Source organism: Flagellimonas sp. 2504JD4-2, from assembly GCF_053642935.1.
In genome coordinates this window covers 433,341-451,095 of record NZ_JBSIOV010000001.1, presented here as the reverse complement: position 1 = coordinate 451,095, position 17,755 = coordinate 433,341, and the positions used below count along the sequence as shown (strand labels likewise).

The 17,755-nt window shown below is 40.5% G+C and carries 18 protein-coding genes; 1 reads left to right on the top strand and 17 read right to left on the bottom strand.

Annotated features, from left to right (window positions below):
- Position 1: 1 nt before the first annotated feature.
- From ACULLH_RS02070 to ACULLH_RS02050, 5 genes are all read right to left on the bottom strand, one after another.
- Entirely contained in the window at positions 2–760 is a 759-nt protein-coding gene (locus ACULLH_RS02070; RefSeq protein WP_454087064.1) for a DUF4292 domain-containing protein, read from the bottom strand.
- Positions 761–789: 29 nt separating this feature from the next.
- Positions 790–1,704 carry a tetratricopeptide repeat protein gene (locus ACULLH_RS02065; RefSeq protein ID WP_454087063.1) on the bottom strand — a complete coding sequence of 305 codons (915 nt, stop codon included), beginning with the start codon at positions 1,702–1,704 and terminating at the stop codon, positions 790–792.
- 37 nt (positions 1,705–1,741) lie between these two features.
- The gene (locus ACULLH_RS02060) at positions 1,742–2,758 is read right to left on the bottom strand and encodes a sugar phosphate nucleotidyltransferase (RefSeq protein WP_454087062.1); all 1,017 of its coding nucleotides are present in this window, start codon (positions 2,756–2,758) and stop codon (positions 1,742–1,744) included.
- Positions 2,759–2,844: 86 nt separating this feature from the next.
- Positions 2,845–3,279 (bottom strand): dUTP diphosphatase, encoded by a 435-nt coding sequence (gene dut / locus ACULLH_RS02055; RefSeq protein WP_454087061.1) that lies wholly within the window; start codon positions 3,277–3,279, stop codon positions 2,845–2,847.
- Positions 3,269–4,738: a lipopolysaccharide biosynthesis protein gene (locus tag ACULLH_RS02050; protein ID WP_454087060.1), complete on the bottom strand. Its 1,470-nt coding sequence runs from the start codon at positions 4,736–4,738 to the stop codon at positions 3,269–3,271. Before ACULLH_RS02050 ends, dut begins: the two co-directional genes overlap by 11 nt.
- A 114-nt stretch (positions 4,739–4,852) precedes the next feature.
- Here ACULLH_RS02050 and ACULLH_RS02045 point away from each other — a divergent pair, with 114 nt between their 5' ends.
- Positions 4,853–6,490 (top strand): sulfatase family protein, encoded by a 1,638-nt coding sequence (locus tag ACULLH_RS02045; protein ID WP_454087059.1) that lies wholly within the window; start codon positions 4,853–4,855, stop codon positions 6,488–6,490.
- Positions 6,491–6,562: 72 nt separating this feature from the next.
- Here the strand turns inward: ACULLH_RS02045 and ACULLH_RS02040 are convergent, their stop codons facing one another.
- The 12 genes from ACULLH_RS02040 to ACULLH_RS01985 form a co-directional block, all read right to left on the bottom strand.
- Entirely contained in the window at positions 6,563–7,129 is a 567-nt protein-coding gene (locus ACULLH_RS02040; RefSeq protein WP_454087058.1) for a hypothetical protein, read from the bottom strand.
- A gap of 607 nt (positions 7,130–7,736) precedes the next feature.
- Complete coding sequence (atpG, locus tag ACULLH_RS02035) at positions 7,737–8,597, bottom strand: ATP synthase F1 subunit gamma (protein ID WP_454087057.1); 861 nt, start codon at positions 8,595–8,597, stop codon at positions 7,737–7,739.
- Between the two features lie 107 nt (positions 8,598–8,704).
- Positions 8,705–10,285: a F0F1 ATP synthase subunit alpha gene (gene atpA / locus ACULLH_RS02030; RefSeq protein ID WP_454087056.1), complete on the bottom strand. Its 1,581-nt coding sequence runs from the start codon at positions 10,283–10,285 to the stop codon at positions 8,705–8,707.
- 2 nt (positions 10,286–10,287) lie between these two features.
- Positions 10,288–10,827 (bottom strand): ATP synthase F1 subunit delta, encoded by a 540-nt coding sequence (atpH, locus tag ACULLH_RS02025; protein WP_454087055.1) that lies wholly within the window; start codon positions 10,825–10,827, stop codon positions 10,288–10,290.
- A 4-nt stretch (positions 10,828–10,831) separates the two neighbouring features.
- Positions 10,832–11,332: a F0F1 ATP synthase subunit B gene (locus ACULLH_RS02020; RefSeq protein WP_454087054.1), complete on the bottom strand. Its 501-nt coding sequence runs from the start codon at positions 11,330–11,332 to the stop codon at positions 10,832–10,834.
- An 82-nt stretch (positions 11,333–11,414) separates the two neighbouring features.
- Complete coding sequence (gene atpE / locus ACULLH_RS02015) at positions 11,415–11,606, bottom strand: ATP synthase F0 subunit C (protein ID WP_045801726.1); 192 nt, start codon at positions 11,604–11,606, stop codon at positions 11,415–11,417.
- Positions 11,607–11,697: 91 nt separating this feature from the next.
- Positions 11,698–12,828 (bottom strand): F0F1 ATP synthase subunit A, encoded by a 1,131-nt coding sequence (gene atpB / locus ACULLH_RS02010; protein WP_454087053.1) that lies wholly within the window; start codon positions 12,826–12,828, stop codon positions 11,698–11,700.
- A gap of 105 nt (positions 12,829–12,933) precedes the next feature.
- On the bottom strand, positions 12,934–13,338 hold the full coding sequence (locus ACULLH_RS02005) for a DUF6168 family protein (protein ID WP_454087052.1): 405 nt from the start codon (positions 13,336–13,338) through the stop codon (positions 12,934–12,936).
- On the bottom strand, positions 13,338–13,568 hold the full coding sequence (locus ACULLH_RS02000; protein WP_454087051.1) for an AtpZ/AtpI family protein: 231 nt from the start codon (positions 13,566–13,568) through the stop codon (positions 13,338–13,340). Before ACULLH_RS02000 ends, ACULLH_RS02005 begins: the two co-directional genes overlap by 1 nt.
- A complete protein-coding gene (locus ACULLH_RS01995; protein WP_454087050.1) occupies positions 13,546–13,974 on the bottom strand; it encodes a bactofilin family protein in 429 nt (142 codons plus the stop codon). The genes ACULLH_RS02000 and ACULLH_RS01995 overlap by 23 nt, the downstream gene beginning before the upstream one ends.
- 6 nt (positions 13,975–13,980) lie before the next feature.
- Positions 13,981–16,527, bottom strand: a complete 2,547-nt coding sequence (gene porW / locus ACULLH_RS01990) for a type IX secretion system periplasmic lipoprotein PorW/SprE (RefSeq protein WP_454087049.1) — start codon at positions 16,525–16,527, stop codon at positions 13,981–13,983.
- Positions 16,528–16,642: 115 nt separating this feature from the next.
- Positions 16,643–17,656 (bottom strand): GlxA family transcriptional regulator, encoded by a 1,014-nt coding sequence (locus ACULLH_RS01985; protein WP_454087048.1) that lies wholly within the window; start codon positions 17,654–17,656, stop codon positions 16,643–16,645.
- Positions 17,657–17,755: the final 99 nt, after the last annotated feature.

The window sequence follows — 17,755 nt, the reverse complement described above, 5'->3', positions numbered from 1 at the left end:
ATTACTTTAATATTATTTCATCATACCCCTTTGGAATCTTATACGGAAAGTTAAGCGTTCTGTTCAATTCCAGGTTCCTAAAACTTAATCCTATGGTAGTCCTGTCCAGATTTTCCATAGCAAGTATATGAATCTCATTGGGCAGCACTTCTCCAGAAATATCCTGATAAGTATATTTTGCTCTAAGTCTTCTATTCTCTTCCGGTTGAGTAATTTCTTGAGCAGAAATCTTAAAGTTTTTTGGCTCCAATTGAAACAAAATCTTGAATAGCTCCCTCGCTCTCTTTGGTTTTAATTGATAGTTGCCTTCATGAATCCCTGAAGCATATTTCTCATCCCTTAAATCAAGAATCGCATCCCCCAACAAAAGGCTTTGAACTTTGTCAAAATCCAATTCGGTTCCCAAAAGTTCGCTTAAGTAACTAAAGTCACCATCAAAATATTCATTCTGTAGTTTGTTATAGAACGAAACTCTTTCCGGCGTAATATGCGCTTTTACCACGCCAAGCGGAGCGCTTATCCATATGACCTTGTCCTTTTCCATTCTCAAACTCACATTTACCCCTTGCTCACTCTTTCCGTTGGAGTAATCAATTTTTACACGTCCGCTCAAGGTTTTAAATTCGGTTCGATTGGAATAATGATTCTCAATAATTCGCTTTGCTGATAATCTGGAGTCAATTTCACCGCCTGTTATGGACTTTGTTGATTTACAGGCCCCGAAAATCAATAGCACTACAAGCAAAAAGCTTAATCTCATTGTTTTATGATATTGAAGTATTCCCATTATTACAAACCTGATTTTACTTTATTCAAATATTCTTGGGCCTTGGTCGGGTTGCCAATAGCGGAATACGCCTTTGAAAGTTCTTTGTAAATATTATTGGCCATAGCATCATCATCCAACAGGTAATCCAATGCGCTTTCCAAAACCTCAACGGCCTTAGCCGATTTGGAGTTTCTATTCAATGCTGTTCCATAAGCAAAATAGAAATAAGGCTGTAATGGATATGAGTCCAATGCTTCCTCGGCGATGGATTCCGCTTGGCTGTAATTTGCATTTGCCAATAACCCCTCGATTCTATTTCTATAATTGGAAACAGGGTCTTCTTCCTTGGAAGACTCCAACCCAGGAGTAGGAGGATTAGGTTGGTTTTTCGTTTTCTGTTGCAATGAATCTTTGATCTTTAGGGTCAGGTTCGATGCAAATTCGGAGTTTCCAAGATTCCCCAACACTTTTAGGGCATCTTGATATTTCTTCTTTTTGAAATAGATTACCGCGAGGTTCTCCTGCAGTTTACTTTCAGTATATGGGATACTTGCTTTGACCATCTCCACAGCATTCCCCTGTTTTTCCAGAATGTTTACCAAACTTTCCAAATACCAAAAATCGGTTGGTTCTGCATTTAAGGCCTCTATGGCAAATTCCTGAGCTTGAATGTATTGTTTGTCCAAATAATAAGCTTTCGCCAGTTCATAATCCACAACACTGTTCAGGGGATCCAAGTTTTTGCATTCCAAAAACAGCTTGATCGCCCTATCGTAGTTTTGGATTCCCTTCTGCTTTAAAGCTTCAAAAAAGTTCTCTTGAAATTCATCGGTGTACTCCTCCAAAAAGACCTCAGCACTTTGTTCTTCCTCTTGGGTGTAAGCCCAAAAGAAGGACATCAAAACAAACAGATATGTGCTTATCGTCTTTTTCATTTCGATTTATGTGCTCTCCCTCAGGAGAAAAAACCAACTATTCCAACACGGAATAATCCCCAATACTGATGGCTTCAAAATTGCCATCAAAAACCACATGGTTCCCAATCATGGCGTTGTCCAGGTTGGCATTGGAAATTTTACTCTTGCTCTGTATCAAACTATTTTTGATGGTCGAGTTTTCCAATATGGTATCCGAGCCAACGGACACATAGGGTCCAACTGTTGTGTTCTTTAGTACCACATTCTCCCCGATGTAACAAGGCTCAACAATATTTGCATTTTCTGTTTTAATGGAGCTTGCGATCAATTCTTCGCCATCTTTTTCCAAAAAGTTGAGCATACGCTGATTGGTTTCCACAGTCACATTCTTATTTCCGCAATCCATCCACTCATCAACTTTTCCTGGGACAAATTTCATGCCCTTCTCCATCATGCGTTTTATCCCATCATTGATTTGGTATTCCCCGCCATGTACAATTTCGTTATCCAACACATATTGCAATTCATTCTTGAGAACTCCAACATCCTTAAAATAATAGATTCCAATGACCGCTAAATCGGAAACAAACTCTTGAGGTTTTTCAACGAGCTCTATGATTTCATTTTGTTCGTTCAAGTTCACTACGCCAAATGCCTCAGGCCTGTCAACTTGCTTCACCCAAATAACGCTGTCCGCGGATTTGTCCAAGTCAAAATCAGCCCTAATCAGGGTATCGGCATAGGCGATAACGGCCGGCCCACTCAAAGAATCCTTGGCGCTCATTATAGCGTGTCCCGTACCTAGAGGCTCGTCTTGCCTGTAAATGGAGCCCTTTGCTCCCAAGCTTTCCGCCAATTCCATCAAACTGTTTACCACATCATCCCCAAAAAAAGCCGGGTCTCCCAAAATAAAGGCAACCTCTTCTATTTGTTCTCCCAAAACCTTGGCAATATCGCTCACCAATCTGTGAACAATAGGCTTTCCGGCAACCGGAATCAAAGGTTTCGGAACCGTCAAGGTATGTGGTCTTAAACGGGACCCTCTTCCCGCCATTGGAACTATAATTTTCATACTATTGCCTGCGTAAGCAGGTGTCTTTTATAATTAAACTTTTTTTTTGCTAAAATATTTTTGATTCGAATTTCACGAATTCTTCATTATTTCACCCCAGTACTCCCAAATCCACCGGAACCTCTCTCCGTAACACCTAATTTATCTGCCTCAACCCATTCCGCACGCTCGTGCTTGGCGATAACCATTTGGGCGATTCGTTCCCCATTTTCAATGGTAAAATCTTCTGTGGACAGATTCACCAGAATCACTCCTACTTCACCTCGGTAGTCTGCATCTATAGTTCCAGGGGCATTTAAAACAGTAATTCCTTTTTTGGCGGCCAGACCGCTTCGCGGTCGCACTTGGGCCTCATAACCAATAGGAAGTTCCATAAAAAGTCCTGTCGGGACAATGGTTCTTTCCAATGACTTTAAGGTAATAGGTTCTTCAATATTTGCCCTTAAATCCATCCCTGCGGACGCAGCTGTTTCGTAATGGGGCAATTGATGGCTTGACTTGTTTATGATCTTAATTTTCACGCTGTAGAAATATGGCTTTTAACTTGTCTCCTTCCATTTTGTAAACTACCCCCAAAAATAACAAAAGAAGTACGCTGCCCGCTATTAAATTTCTGTGAAAACCGTAGAAGGAAAGTGCGGAAAAAACAACAGAAATAGAGAGATAAAAGATAATCTTCCGCATGTTGTAGGGTACGGGATAATATTTCCGTCCAAAATAATAGGACAGGAGCATCATGCTTCCATATGCTGCCAGGGTAGCCAAGGCGGAGGCCATGTATCCAATTTTAGGTATCAATCCAATATTTATGATCAAAGTAATCAAGGCCCCGATCGAAGAAATGTAAGCGCCAAATTTGGTCTGGTCCGTAACTTTATACCAAACGGACAGGTTGTGGTATATCCCCAAACAGAAACTGCCCAATAGTATAATTGGCACTACCTCCAAAGCTTCCCAATAGACCTCATTCCGAATTAAGAGCTTTCCCAATACGTCTACAAAAACAACGACCGCAAGAAGAATTACACTTCCAATGACCACAAAATAATTGGTTATCTGGGCATAGGTTTTTTGAGGTTTTTCCGTTTTGGCATGACTAAAGAAAAAGGGTTCGACCCCCATTCTAAACGCGGTTCCGAAAAGCGTCATAAAGAGCGCCAATTTGTAGCATGCCCCATATTTTCCAACTTCCGCTTCAGCAATATCACTGGGCAGTATTTCGGTCAATAAAATTTTATCAAGTACCTCGTTAATAGTGAAGGCAATACCGGCCAACATTACAGGGCCAGCATACTTCAACATCTGTTTCCAAATGCGGGTGTCGAACTTATAGGACACCTTAAAGTAAGTAGGTAACAGCAATAGTAATGTAATTGCACTGGCGATTATGTTTGAAATGAAAATATATTGGATCTCCCAACCTTCTTTGTAGATACGCGTTAGGAAACCGTCACCATCTTCCTGTGCCATCTTTGGAAGAAGTAACAGGAAAAATACATTGAAAGACAGGTTTATTGCCACATTGATTATCTTCAAAATGGCATATTTCATTGGTTTTTCCTGGGCTCTGAGCAAAGCAAAAGGAATGATCACCAACGCATCCAAAACCAAAATATAGGTTGTGAACTTTATATAATCCACATTAATATTGGTAATATCCGCCAAGGTTTCCTTTAGGGAAAGTGCCAAAATCAAAAACAACAGAGAGGATCCCAAAAGCGAAATCAGGGAGGTCGATATGATCGTGCCTTTATTTTCTCCTTTATGATAAAATCGAAAAAATGCGGTCTCCATACCATAGGCCAAAAACACATTGAAAATGGCAATCCAAGCATAAATGTTGGTATACTGCCCATATCCCGAGGCATTCTCAAAGACTGAGGTGTACAGTGGAAGCAAGAAAAAGGAAATCACCCTAGGCAAAACTGTTGCCAGGCCATAGATGAACGTCTGTTTAAAAAGCCGTTTAAGAGGGTTCAATGGAGACTCCTTGTTATAAAATCATTCTTAAGGTGTGCACAAGTTACGGAAAACCCTTAAGTTATAGCTTCTGACAAACAATTTGTACCTTTTTGGTTTCAAACAATCCAACCCATGAATATCTTATCAAAACCAATTTTTATTGCCCTTTTTACCATCGTATTAATTTCTTGTGCTGAAAAGAAAAACGAAGAAAAAACTGCGCTTAAAGAAAAACCCAACATTATTTTTATAATGTCCGATGATCATGCTTATCAGGCAATCAGTGCTTATAGCGATCACCTTATACAAACCCCCAACATTGATCGTATTGGTAAGGAAGGTATTGTGTTCACCAATGCCAGTGTCACCAATTCCATTTGCGCCCCTTCACGAGCAACAATTTTGACTGGAAAACATACCCATATCAATGGAAAAGTGGACAATCTTATGCCTTTTGACACCACACAGGTCACCTTTCCGCAATTGTTTCAAAAAGCGGGTTATGAAACAGCCATGTTTGGAAAGCTTCATTTCGGAAACAATCCCAAAGGGGTCGATGATTTTATGATTCTTCCGGGTCAGGGTCATTATATCAATCCGGATTTCATCACACAAAATGGCGACACCACAATTACGGGTTACGCTACGGATATCATTACCGACCTAACCTTGAACTGGTTGGACAAAAAACGAAATCCTGAAAAGCCATTTATGCTGATGTATCTTCATAAGGCTCCCCACAGACCTTGGTGGCCCACTCCTGAAAAATTCAAGGAGTTTTATGGGAAAGAATTTCCTTTGCCGGCTTCTCTTTTTGATGATTATAGCAACCGAGGTTCGGCGGCGAAAACGGCGGAAATGAATTTACTGACCCACATGAAGTATGTCTATGATACCAAGGTATGGCCAGAAACTATTGCCAACATGGGAGATGTGACGCCCAAAGTGCCTGATTTGGAGAATGCATTTATCAATATTTACAATCGGGCCACAGAAGAACAAAAAGCGCAGTACAAGCCATTTTTGGACGCTATAAGCAAGGATTTTGAGGAAAATTGGCCCTCCAAGACCTCAGAAGAGAAGATGATCTGGAAGTACCAGCGTTATATGCAAGATTATTTGGCTTGTATTTCTTCGGTAGATGACAACGTTGGTCGTTTGTTGGACTATATGGACGAAAATGGTCTGTCTGAAAATACGATGGTCGTCTATACGTCGGATCAAGGTTTTTATTTGGGAGAGCATGGTTGGTTCGACAAACGTTTTATATATGATGAATCTTTCAAGACTCCATTGTTGATTCGTTGGCCAAACAAAATAAAGCCCGGCATAACCAGCGAAGAAATGGTCCAGAATCTCGATTTTGCCCAGACCTTTTTGGAGGCTGCCGAAATTGAAGCGCCAGATGATATGCAGGGCGAAAGTCTTATCCCACTCCTGACTTCAAACGACAAAGATTGGTCGAGGGATGCGGTCTACTACCATTATTATGAATATCCAGCGGAGCACCAAGTGATGCGACACTATGGTATTGTAACGGTTGATTATAAATTGGCCCATTTTTATTATGACGTGGATGAATGGGAACTCTACGACCGTAAAAAGGATCCACAGGAAATGAACAACGTGTATGCAGACCCAGCATATGCCGATGTGGTCAAAGCGCTCCATAAGAAGCTAGATGAGCTTCGCGTAAAGTATAAAGATTCAGACGAGCTTAACCAACATTACATTGACTTGCACAATGCCAGAACGGCCGGAAAGCACTAAGTCTAAATCTACATATCCATAAAACAAAATGGCCGCTTCTAAAGAAGCGGCCATTTTATCTGCTACAATTGGCTATTCTATGTTGGATGCCAACTCTTTAATATACCATCTTAAATTTTCAATACTGTGATCCACTTTACCATTAACAAGAAAGACGGGATAACCTATTGTGGTTATGTCAGGGTCTTTCAGTCGCACCAACTCCTGCATAATTCTATTATAATGCTCATTTTTTGTGGTATTAAGATATTTGAAAGCCAATTTCTTTTTCTCTAGCATTTCTTTTGCGTATGCAGACCTTGTGCAACCTTCGCCGTAAAAAACAATAACGGGATTGTTCTTTGTGTCCAAAAACTCGAACAGTTCTTTTTTAAGCTGTTTTTTTTGTTTTCCCTGTTCCTCCGTCGTAGGTTTTGGAGTATAGGTATAGCTGGTTTGGTATGACCATGGCAGGTCTTCTTTAAAAGACAGTTGAATCATCTGAATGGAATCTTTTGCCGTAACCATTTTGGTAATAGGTCCATGATATCCAGAAAGGTTTCTAACTGAGAGGTTCAGTGTTATTTCATGTTGAACTTCTGCATTATTCAGCGCATAAAAGGCTAAACCTGATTCCGTTTCCCGTGTTATAATTTGCACATCATTATTTTGAGCTCTTACTGTTGAGCTAATCAAAAAAAAGATAAGACACAGATGTTTCATAAAAACCAAATATATGTTCATATATGTAAAGGTTGAGAGATTGACCAATTCTTTTTTTCAAGTTACTAGGCCTGTTTTTTTGTAGCAGACATGTCCCTCATCTTTTTTAATAGAAGAGGTACAGTCAAACAAATGGTACTTAGAATCGATATCGAGAAAATTATCGTTGGAAATCCAATTATAATGTACCAAATATCAATATTAAGTTCGACAGATTCATTCCAAAGAAAAACTCCCGACAACCAAATCAAAGCATTAAATATGACCCAATAAAAAAAGTACTTTCTCATGCTTAAGTAGGAATTAAAAAGCTTATTAAATAAGGGGAGCTGCACAGCCAAAATAAGAAATCGACATTAAATTCAATCGCATAAGTGCATCAAAAATTCTAGAGGTTTTATTTAGTTTGAAAATTTAGAACGCCCAAAAATAGAAGAAAGCACTACTAGAAATACATCCACAAGTTCAGGATGATATAATATAAAACAAAAGGGCCGCTTCTAAAGAAGCGGCCCTTTTAATGAATTCATTTATTATTCCTTTGCTAATTGTTAAGTGCTTCCGCACCACCAACAATCTCCAATATCTCATTGGTAATCGCAGCCTGTCTCGCCTTGTTATAGGTCAGTTTTAACTGGTCTCTAAGCTCAGTAGCATTGTCGGTTGCCTTGTGCATCGCCGTCATACGGGCTCCGTGCTCACTGGCGAAGGAATCCCGAATGGCCTTGTACAATTGTGTCTTCAATGATTTTGGAATCAATTGTTCAACAATCTCAGGCTTTGATGGCTCAAAAATGTAGTCTGCTGCTCCGGAAGCATCCCCCTCAACAGGAACAATTGGTAAAAACTGCTCCGTCATTACGATTTGGGTGGCTGCATTCTTGAATTTATTGTAAACTAACTCAATTCGATCATAATTACCTGTCGTAAAATAATCCATCAAATCTTGGGCAATTGCAGCTACATTGTCAAAGGTCAAGTCGTCAAATACTTGGCTATGGTTGGCAATGACATTGTTCTTTTTTCCAATGATGTCATTTCCTTTTTTTCCAATGGTCAAAAAGTCAACTTGTTTCCCTGCGTAGGTTTCATGCAATAAAACATTTGATTGTTTGATGATATTGGAATTGAACGCGCCACACAATCCACGGTTAGAGGTAATGGCCACAACCAACACCTTGTTCACCGCCCTGTTGTCTGCAAACTTACTACCGGCATCACCATCCAAGCTTGCGCTAAGACTTTGCAACAACTCCGTAAGTTTATTTGCATATGGACGCATTGCAGTAATGGCATCCTGGGCCTTTTTCAACTTTGCAGCAGATACCATTTTCATGGCACTGGTAATCTGCATGGTTGAAGATACCGAGGCTATCCTATTTCGTATTTCCTTTAAGTTTGCCATTCTTTTTGTTTGTCATTCCGCACCTGATGCGGAATCTTTTGTTTTACTTGATCCTTATTTAACCATGCTTCGACAAGCTCAGCATGACAAAATAGGAATGACAACTGTTATGCTCTATATTTTCCTGAAAGATCTTTACAAACTGATGTCAAGGTTTCTGTGACCTCGTCAGTCAATTTACCAGCTTTCAAGGTGTCCAATACACCTCTGTGCTTGGCATTCAAGAACTCGATAAAATCTCTTTCAAATTCCTTTACCTTCTCAACAGGCACATCTCTCAATAAGTTTTTGGAACCTGCAAAGATGATAGCTACCTGATCTTCCACGGTAAATGGATCGTTCTGTGCTTGCTTTAATATCTCAACGTTTCTACGTCCTTTTTCGATAACGTTCAAGGTAGCGGCATCCAAATCGGAACCAAACTTGGCAAACGCTTCCAATTCACGGAACTGCGCTTGATCCAGTTTCAAGGTACCTGCAACTTTCTTCATCGATTTGATCTGCGCGGAACCACCAACACGGGATACGGAGATACCCACGTTAATCGCTGGACGAACACCTTGGTTGAACAAGTCTTGCTCCAAGAATATCTGACCATCCGTAATCGAAATTACGTTGGTTGGGATATATGCTGATACGTCACCTGCCTGTGTTTCAATAATTGGAAGGGCGGTTAAAGAACCTCCTCCTTTTACCATTGGTTTAAGGGAATCAGGTAAATCGTTCATGTTCTTTGCGATGTCGTCATCCGCGATAACCTTAGCAGCACGCTCCAACAATCTTGAGTGCAAGTAGAAAACGTCACCAGGGTATGCTTCACGACCTGGAGGTCTTCTCAAAAGGAGTGATACTTCACGATAAGCAACCGCTTGCTTTGATAAATCATCATAGATAATCAAGGCTGGACGACCAGTATCCCTGAAATATTCCCCGATCGCTGCACCAGCAAAAGGAGCATATACCTGCATAGGAGCAGGGTCAGATGCATTGGCCGCAACAATAGTTGTATAGGCCAAAGCGCCTTTGTCCTCCAACGTCTTTGCGATGGCAGCAACCGTAGATGCTTTTTGTCCAACTGCTACATAGATACAGTACACTGGTTCACCAGCATCGTAGAATTCTTTTTGGTTCAAGATGGTATCGATACAAACCGTGGTCTTACCTGTTTGACGGTCACCGATAACCAACTCACGCTGACCTCTACCGATTGGAATCATGGCATCTACGGCCTTAATTCCAGTCTGCAACGGCTCGTTTACCGGCTGACGGTAGATAACCCCAGGTGCTTTACGCTCCAATGGCATTTCGTAAGTATCGCCAGAGATAGGTCCTTTTCCATCAATTGGATTACCAAGGGTATCGACCACACGGCCAACAATTCCTTCACCAACATTGATAGATGCGATACGTTGTGTTCTTTTTACGGTTGCGCCTTCCATGACTTCTTTGGATGGGCCCAACAGTACAACACCAACGTTATCTTCCTCCAAGTTCAAAACAATACCTTCCATACCGCCATCGAACTCCACAAGCTCACCATATTGAGCATTGGAAAGTCCATACACACGGGCAATACCATCACCCACTTGCAATACAGTACCTACTTCATCCAAGGAAGCGGTAGCTTCAAAACCTGCTAATTGTTCTTTCAAAATTGCTGATACCTCAGCGGCTTTTACTCCTGCCATTTTTATAGACTATTTGTAAATTCTCTTTTTAATCCGTTCAATTTGTTGGCAACACTGGCATCATATTGCAAATCGCCTACGCGAAGCACAAATCCTCCTATGATACTTTCATCAATCTTATTTTCAATGGTAACCTTGTTGCCTGTAATCTTGGTTACCTCTCCCAAAATCTTTTTCTCCAAATCAGCTGTTAAAGGAACCGCAGTGGTCACATAGGCTACACCCTCTCCTTTTAACTGCTCATGTAGAATGACGTATTTTAAGGCCACCTCTTGTAGTAATCCAATTCGCTTGTTATCGGTCAAAGTTCCGATAAGGCCTTTTGTGATTTCATTGGATCCCTTGAAAATCTTTTGTAAGGAGATTTTCTTTACCTCTCCCTTTACAATTGGGCTCTCCAAAATCTTTTGGAGTTCCGTGTTTTCGGAAATGGTAGCTGAAATCTCGCGCATATCTTTTTCAACGGCTTCGGCCGCTTTCTTTTCGATAGCGAAATCCAAGGTTGCTTTTGCGTAGCGTATGGCTGCCCTACTCTCGTTCATCTTTCTAGTTCAATTTGATATCGCCCAACATATCCTGAACCAACTTTTGTTGTTTCTTATTATCGGACAATTCTTCTTTGATTACTTTTTCCGCAATATTGATAGATAGATTTGCTACCTGTTCTTTGATGTCGGCAACTGCAGCTTTCTTTTCACTCTCAATTGTGGCTTGAGCTTGCTTTACCAATTTATCACCTTCAACCTGCGCTTGTTCCTTGGCATCGGCAACAATTTTATCCTTAATCTCACGAGCTTCTTTCAACATTGCTTCTCTTTCGGCTCTTGCCTCTTTCAAAAGCTTTTCGCTATCTGCAGTAACATTCTGCATTTCCTTTTTGGCTTCTTCAGCAGCATCCAAAGCATTTTTTATGCCCTCTTCTCTATCATTGATTGCCCCAAGGATTGGTTTCCATGCAAACTTCCACAAAAGGAACAACAACAATCCGAATAATAGTGTTTGCCAGAAAAACAGTCCTAACGAAAACTCCTCTAATAACTTTGCCATAATTACTTTCTAATTTGTATAAATTTTAAACTAGGCAAGGGCTGTAACCAACCGTTACAGCCGTTTGCCTTAGATGTTTTGATTAAACCGCGAAAAGTGCAGCGAAACCAATACCTTCAATCAACGCTGCTGCAATCAACATCGCTGTTTGGATCTTTCCGTAAGCTTCAGGCTGACGTGCAATAGCCTCCATAGCAGAACCACCGATTCTACCAATACCAAGACCAACACCGATAACTACTAAACCTGCACCTACCATTACTGGAATTTCCATATCTATCTAGTTTAAAAATTAAAATTCAATATTTAGATTCTTCGCTTTCACTTCGACTGCGCTTAGTGACCGCTTTGAATAACATTCTTTGTTAATGGGCAACTTCTGCCTCGTGTTCATGATCGTGCTCATGTTCTTCTGAAGCGAATCCGAAATACAATGCACTCAACATGGTGAAAATATATGCTTGTAGCAATGCTACCAATACTTCAATCAATGAAATGGCGAAAGCCAGTCCAAAAGACAATGGGCTTCCCAACCAACTCTTAAATATGAACATCAACCCGATCAAACTCATCAATACAATGTGGCCTGCCTGCATATTCGCATACAAACGAATCAATAGTGAAAATGGTTTGATGATCAATCCCAACAATTCAATCGGAACCAAAATGATGTACAATGGTATTTTTCCATACCAAGGCAATGACTTTCCTAGAGGATCAAACTGGTGCATCCAATAATCCTTGGTACCTGTAACATTGGTTATAACAAATGTCATTAATGCCAAAGAAACTGTAATTGCAATGTTTCCAGTTACGTTTACTCCCAGCGGGGTCAATCCAAAAATGTTCAAGAACCAGATAAAGAAAAATATGGTCAACAAGAAAGGCATGTACTTTCTATATCGCTTTTCTCCAATATTTGGTCTGGCTATGTCATCACGTATGTAAAGCACGATAGGCTCAAAGAAACGACCTGCCCCCGTCGGGATTCCGTTATTCTTTGTATACGATCTTGCCAAACTTGAGAACAACCAAAGCATCAACAATCCGGTTACGATGATCATTACCACGTTCTTTGTGATTGAAAAATCCAAAGGTTTTACGTTTGTGGCATGATGGTCTTCATCATAATGGATAGTTCCCTCAGCGTCGGTCTTATAAATTTTGCTGTGGTATAGCTTGTAATAGTTACCATCTACCTCAGCCAAAGTCTCTCCATGATGGAATTTTGAAGATGAGAAAACCTTTAAGCCATCATCCCACAACATTACTGGCAATGGGAATCCCACATATTTATGCTCCCCATTTTCCTTGGTATACGAAAACAGTGAAAAATCATGTGAATCCTGAAGGTGGTGGGAGATATATTCCTTTATTTCTGTCTTAAGGTCTTTGCCGTGATCACCGGCCTCGTTTTCTTTTTCACTGGCAAAAGTGAACTGACCTAAAAATAGTGCTGTTACAACGAGTATTCCCTTGAAAAAAGTTTTTTGCATTTCGCTCAAAATATCGGTCTCTCAAAAATCGGTGCAAATGTAATTCTTTCTTACAAAAAGAAAAAAGCTTTCAAGCTTTTATTTTTGAGGATTTTGAGGGTCAAATTATTTGGAGTCGTCTTCCAAATTTTTGAGCATTTTCGAGGTGTAAAATGTTTCCAAAAAAAGAGCCACTAAGTAGGGCACAAAAAAAGCACCAAATTCGAGGCCAGACATGTCACCATCGCTCTTATAAGTGGGGTAAAAAAGCAGGAAGAAAAACACGAATTTCAACAAGCTGCCTCCCATAAACAGAAATCCGATCTGGTTTTTCAGTTTTTGACGAAACTTATACAGCAATATGAAGATAATCACTGCAAGAAGTCCATTGACCACATAGGAGCGCACTATCAAATTGTCCAAAGTGGGCAATTCCATGTTTGATAAAACCAAAATGTGCAATCCAAAGGAAATCAGCAACAGTGTCACCAGAAGTGCTACAAACTTGGCCGGAAAATTGAGTTTGGGCATCAATATTTTATACGTTTTAGTTGCTGCAAAACTACCCAAATAGAAATAGCCACTCCCAATAAAGTGGCAATTACCGTAAAAATATTCTTTTCGTTCTGGTAATGTGCATCCAGCCATTTCCCGCCTCTCACGGCCAAGAAAATAATGGCACCCATTTCAAAGGCGATGCCGGACAGCATCGCGGCATTCTTAAAATTGTTTTTCTTCTTAGGAGGCTTTTGCTGGCTCATTGGTCTTTATGGGCTGTGGCTTTGAAGCGCTCGGAGCTGGTTCCACTCCTTTGCCCATAGTACAGGCCGCATTAAATGTTGCTCCGGGTTCCACTGCCAATTTTGTAACACTTACCGTACCTTCGATGATAGCGGAAGCTTTTAAAGAAAGTAAATCCTTCACAGCAAGTTCGCCATTGAATTTTCCTTCGATATCGGCATTAACGCATTCTACTTTTCCGTTGATGTAGCCATCTTTACCGATAACCACTTTTCCGGAAGTTTTCACATTACCTTCCAATTTACCGTCAATTCTGAAGTCTGCTTCGGAGGTAATGTTTCCTTTTATCTTTGTATTCTTTTCGATTCGGTTGGGCTGTCCTCCAAATTCTGTCATAGGGCGAGGTTTTTTGTTGTCTGAAAACATGGTGTTCTAGGGTTTTGGGGTTGAAATATGTTCTTTGTATAGTTCTAAAATCTTATGAACCTGGATGATTTTGTAATTGTTGGATAAAACTACAAAATTCTCATCGTTGATTCGGTAGTCCTTATTCTTTTTTATAAGCTCTGCATAGCCCAAGGCAAAATCCTTTGACTTGAATCCGTGCACAACCACAAATTGGTCTTCCAAGTTATATATGTCCTTGGAAACAATATTCTTATAGTTAAGATCCTTGATGGAAGCTTCCAATCGTTCTTTTAGTTTTAACGCCTTTTCGTTGTCCCTTATTTTAAATGGGAACACAACTTTCCAATTGCCTTTTGCCCCGTCATCCAAAAACACCTTGGATTCCAGTTTGGGCAATTGATCGGCAACCATCTCTTCGGCTTTTTTCCCTTCGGGATTATTCGGATACGTCAAGGCCACATAGTTCAAGGCTTCCTTGAACGGCTCAAAGCCCTGCAATCTTCCAATCGCGTTTGCCTTCAACATTTCAAATTTGGGCACTATTGGGTCTCCTGTAAATTTATTGATGTACTGCTGTGCCAGCGTGATCACCTGCAGGTATTCCTGTTTTTCATATAATTTATAAAGGGAAACATACCGGGCATCGGGACTGTCCGTATTTCCTTGAAGTACAACTTGGGGGTTCAATAATATTTCAGCGTAACGCGTATTTGGATGGTTGCGGATAATATCCTGTTTCATATTGTCCGCTAACGGACTTCCTGTTTCTTCGTAAATTTTGAACAAGTTGTATTTTGATGGTAAGATCAATCGTTCCTCGGGATCAAGCTTCAATACCCTTTCCAATTTGGCAGCGGCCAAAAGGTTGTCTTTAAACTTTTCCTTATAAATCAATCCCAATTGATAGTTGGCAAAGTTTCTTTCCCCTCTTAGGCTATCGATGACCGTAACATCTGTCGGCACTTGATCTAAATAAAAATCCAAGGAATATTTTTGGTCTTCCCCAATTTCCGCTGGCGAATCTTGACCTGCGTAAATCTCCTCACCTGTCGCTTCAGAGGGTAAGGCTCTGGTCTTATTGCTCCAGCGCCAGTCATCTTCAAGCGTCCGATCGCCCCAACGGGTCTTAAAATCATTCTTGCCGTAGCCTAAACTTGTGATGTTGTAGAAATAAAACTTCCCTTTGTTCTCTTTCCCGCCCTTAGTCTCGGCAAAGGCAGCAAATCCGGCAGTCGTCCTTTCCAGTTCTTTTTGAGCCGCTTCCTCCTCTTGACGCTTGAGTTCAGCAATAAAATCCTCAAAATAGGCTCGCCGCTCTGCCTCGGGCATCTCATATAAGGTGATGACGCTATCGGAATGTTGAACAATATCCTCGTATTTGATCACATCCTCTAAGTTGTCCAACTTCTTTTTAATGTTGCGGTATTTTTTAGTGTTCACTACAAGATTCGTCAAGGTGCTATCATAATATGCTCCAGCCGTTTTGTATTCATCCTGATCAAAATTGTAATCGGCCAAACTTTGGTAATTGAGCGCATTCAATTTGCGTTCTGATTTGTTGGCGGCCAGTGATTTGTTATAGTACGCAATACCGAGGCTGTCCGATTGATTGGCCATATGGTATTGCGCAATCTCACGGTAAATTTTATCCAAAAAGGGACGGTTTTCGCGATTCTCCTCCAACTCGGTCAGATACTCAAGCAGTGCTTCGCGATTGGTATCGGTGATTTCCGTGTTTTGAATTTTCTTAAGGTGGGCATTGATCATATACACCCGGGGTGACTTTCGGTTCAGTGCGATTACTTTATCAAAAGCATAATTGGCACTGTCCTTATATCCCAACTGGTTGTAAAGTTGTCCTATGATGAACAGGTATCTTCCCCTTTCCGCATTCTTTTTGGTGTAAGCTTGGGCAATCTTTAATTTTTGGATTGCGGTATCCTTCACTTTTAGGTTGATGTAACATTGTGCCAATACTGCATTGGCATCTGCGTGTTCCTGATCTTTTAATCGTTCAAATTTGAAGAGCCTTTTCAAGTTTCTAATAGCCAACTCCGGATTGTCCAATCGCATGTTGGTCTTTTCGCGCCAGATCGTGGCTTCATTCAACTTATCGCTTTCAACATACTTTCGAAGTACATAGTTGAAGGATTCCAAAGCAGGAATATAGCGTTGGTCAAAGTAACGTGCCTTCCCCAATAGCAAAAAGGCTTCATCGGTCTGGGGATTACGTTCCTCATCCTTAATGTCCATGCTATGTTTTTGGATGGCCTTCGTGGCCTTTTCTTCAGCAATTATGAAGTTGGGATTGTTATCTTCCGAATCCAGTTTGATTTCCTCAGTAACCTCAAGGCGTTCAACTGGCAAGATTTCCCAAAAATCATCGCGGTAGTTGGCATTCAATTCCTCTCTTCCTTGCTCAAAGGAAATATTACCATTGTACAGTACATTGTACTTGGTTTTTAGGGCATGCCAATTGCGGTTGACAAAAGCATCCTTTTTAGTGGAACAGGAGTTGAAAAGTACTCCCGTAAATAGACATATTATAAAAACTTGGTATTGAAGCTTCAAAATTATAGGTAATCGTGTTTTACCTTAACTGAAAAACGGCCAGTTTATTATAAGGCTCATCGGTAAAATGCAATTATTTTTTGCGAGTACTCGAACATTAACAAAGATGCGTCTTTTACCAAGCCGTTGGGCGTTCAAAATTGACCCTACTGCGATTGTATTTCGATTTATAGGCCACCGGGGATAGTCCAGCATATTTTTTGAACACTGTGCGAAAGGCTTTTTGGTCCGCATAGCCCACTTGGTACATGACCTCGTTTACATTTTGCTCCGTGGATTCCAAACTACGTTTGGCTGCTTCAATCTTCACCCGTTGAATATATTCCAATGGTGTATTTTGGGTAGCTTTTTTGAATCGTCGAACAAAGTTCCTACTACTTATGGCATATTTCTTCGCCAATTGCTCTACCGAAATTTTATCCTTTACGTTGCTTTCAATAAACTTTTGGGCTTCTTTGATTGCTGAGTCGTCATGATCTTTCTGCCCTTGAAAAATGGCAAATTGGTTCTGGTCCACACGGTCCATATCTATCTCAAAGAATTTTGAAAGGTAAATGGCGGTTGCCCTTCCGCAGTATTTTTCAATAAGATGTAACATGAGGTTCAAAAAAGAAAATGCTCCACCGCTGGAATAGATGCCATCTTCATCCGTGACGATTTTATTGGAAACCAGGTGCACCTTGGGAAACATCTTTTTAAAAAGTTCCATTCCCGCCCAATGGGTTGCACATTGTTTACCATCTATCAATCCGGTCTGGGCAAGCACAAAAGCGCCCATACACATACTGGCTACTTCGGCATTATGAACATTTCTTTGGTGCAATATCCACGGAATAAAATCCTTGTTCTGTTCCAAATCCGCATCAAGCTTGTCCGGTCTAAGCGCTGGTATGAGGATTAAGTCCGTTTTTTCAATGTCTGCAATAGTACTATCACAGTGAATACTAAATAATCCATCGTACAGGGAATAGTCATGTTCCAGTCCTACCAAATGGATATCAAAAAAATCGTCGTCCCTTGCTTTTGTCTGCTTTAAAAATTGATTTGCCGCCATCAAAACCTTGAATGGCCCAACAACATTGCTCAAAATTGCATTGCCCTTCGGCACCAAAATACTTACATGTTTCATCTATTTGAAATTTTTTATTTCATCGTTCATCAAGCATTTAAAAAATTTATGCATAGATCAACCGCTACGCTTTAGCACCAAGAAATTTAATTTTCCATG

Bases quoted from the DNA above. Each gene is read 5' to 3' on its own strand.
- ACULLH_RS02070 (WP_454087064.1), bottom strand. From the start codon at position 760: ATGAGATTAAGCTTTTTGCTTGTAGTGCTATTGATTTTCGGGGCCTGT.
- ACULLH_RS02065 (WP_454087063.1), bottom strand. From the start codon at position 1,704: ATGAAAAAGACGATAAGCACATATCTGTTTGTTTTGATGTCCTTCTTT.
- ACULLH_RS02060 (WP_454087062.1), bottom strand. From the start codon at position 2,758: ATGAAAATTATAGTTCCAATGGCGGGAAGAGGGTCCCGTTTAAGACCA.
- ACULLH_RS02045 (WP_454087059.1), top strand. From the start codon at position 4,853: ATGAATATCTTATCAAAACCAATTTTTATTGCCCTTTTTACCATCGTA.
- atpG (WP_454087057.1), bottom strand. From the start codon at position 8,597: ATGGCAAACTTAAAGGAAATACGAAATAGGATAGCCTCGGTATCTTCA.
- atpA (WP_454087056.1), bottom strand. From the start codon at position 10,285: ATGGCAGGAGTAAAAGCCGCTGAGGTATCAGCAATTTTGAAAGAACAA.
- atpH (WP_454087055.1), bottom strand. From the start codon at position 10,827: ATGAACGAGAGTAGGGCAGCCATACGCTACGCAAAAGCAACCTTGGAT.
- ACULLH_RS02020 (WP_454087054.1), bottom strand. From the start codon at position 11,332: ATGGCAAAGTTATTAGAGGAGTTTTCGTTAGGACTGTTTTTCTGGCAA.
- atpE (WP_045801726.1), bottom strand. From the start codon at position 11,606: ATGGAAATTCCAGTAATGGTAGGTGCAGGTTTAGTAGTTATCGGTGTT.
- atpB (WP_454087053.1), bottom strand. From the start codon at position 12,828: ATGCAAAAAACTTTTTTCAAGGGAATACTCGTTGTAACAGCACTATTT.
- ACULLH_RS02005 (WP_454087052.1), bottom strand. From the start codon at position 13,338: ATGCCCAAACTCAATTTTCCGGCCAAGTTTGTAGCACTTCTGGTGACA.
- ACULLH_RS02000 (WP_454087051.1), bottom strand. From the start codon at position 13,568: ATGAGCCAGCAAAAGCCTCCTAAGAAGAAAAACAATTTTAAGAATGCC.
- ACULLH_RS01995 (WP_454087050.1), bottom strand. From the start codon at position 13,974: ATGTTTTCAGACAACAAAAAACCTCGCCCTATGACAGAATTTGGAGGA.
- ACULLH_RS01985 (WP_454087048.1), bottom strand. From the start codon at position 17,656: ATGAAACATGTAAGTATTTTGGTGCCGAAGGGCAATGCAATTTTGAGC.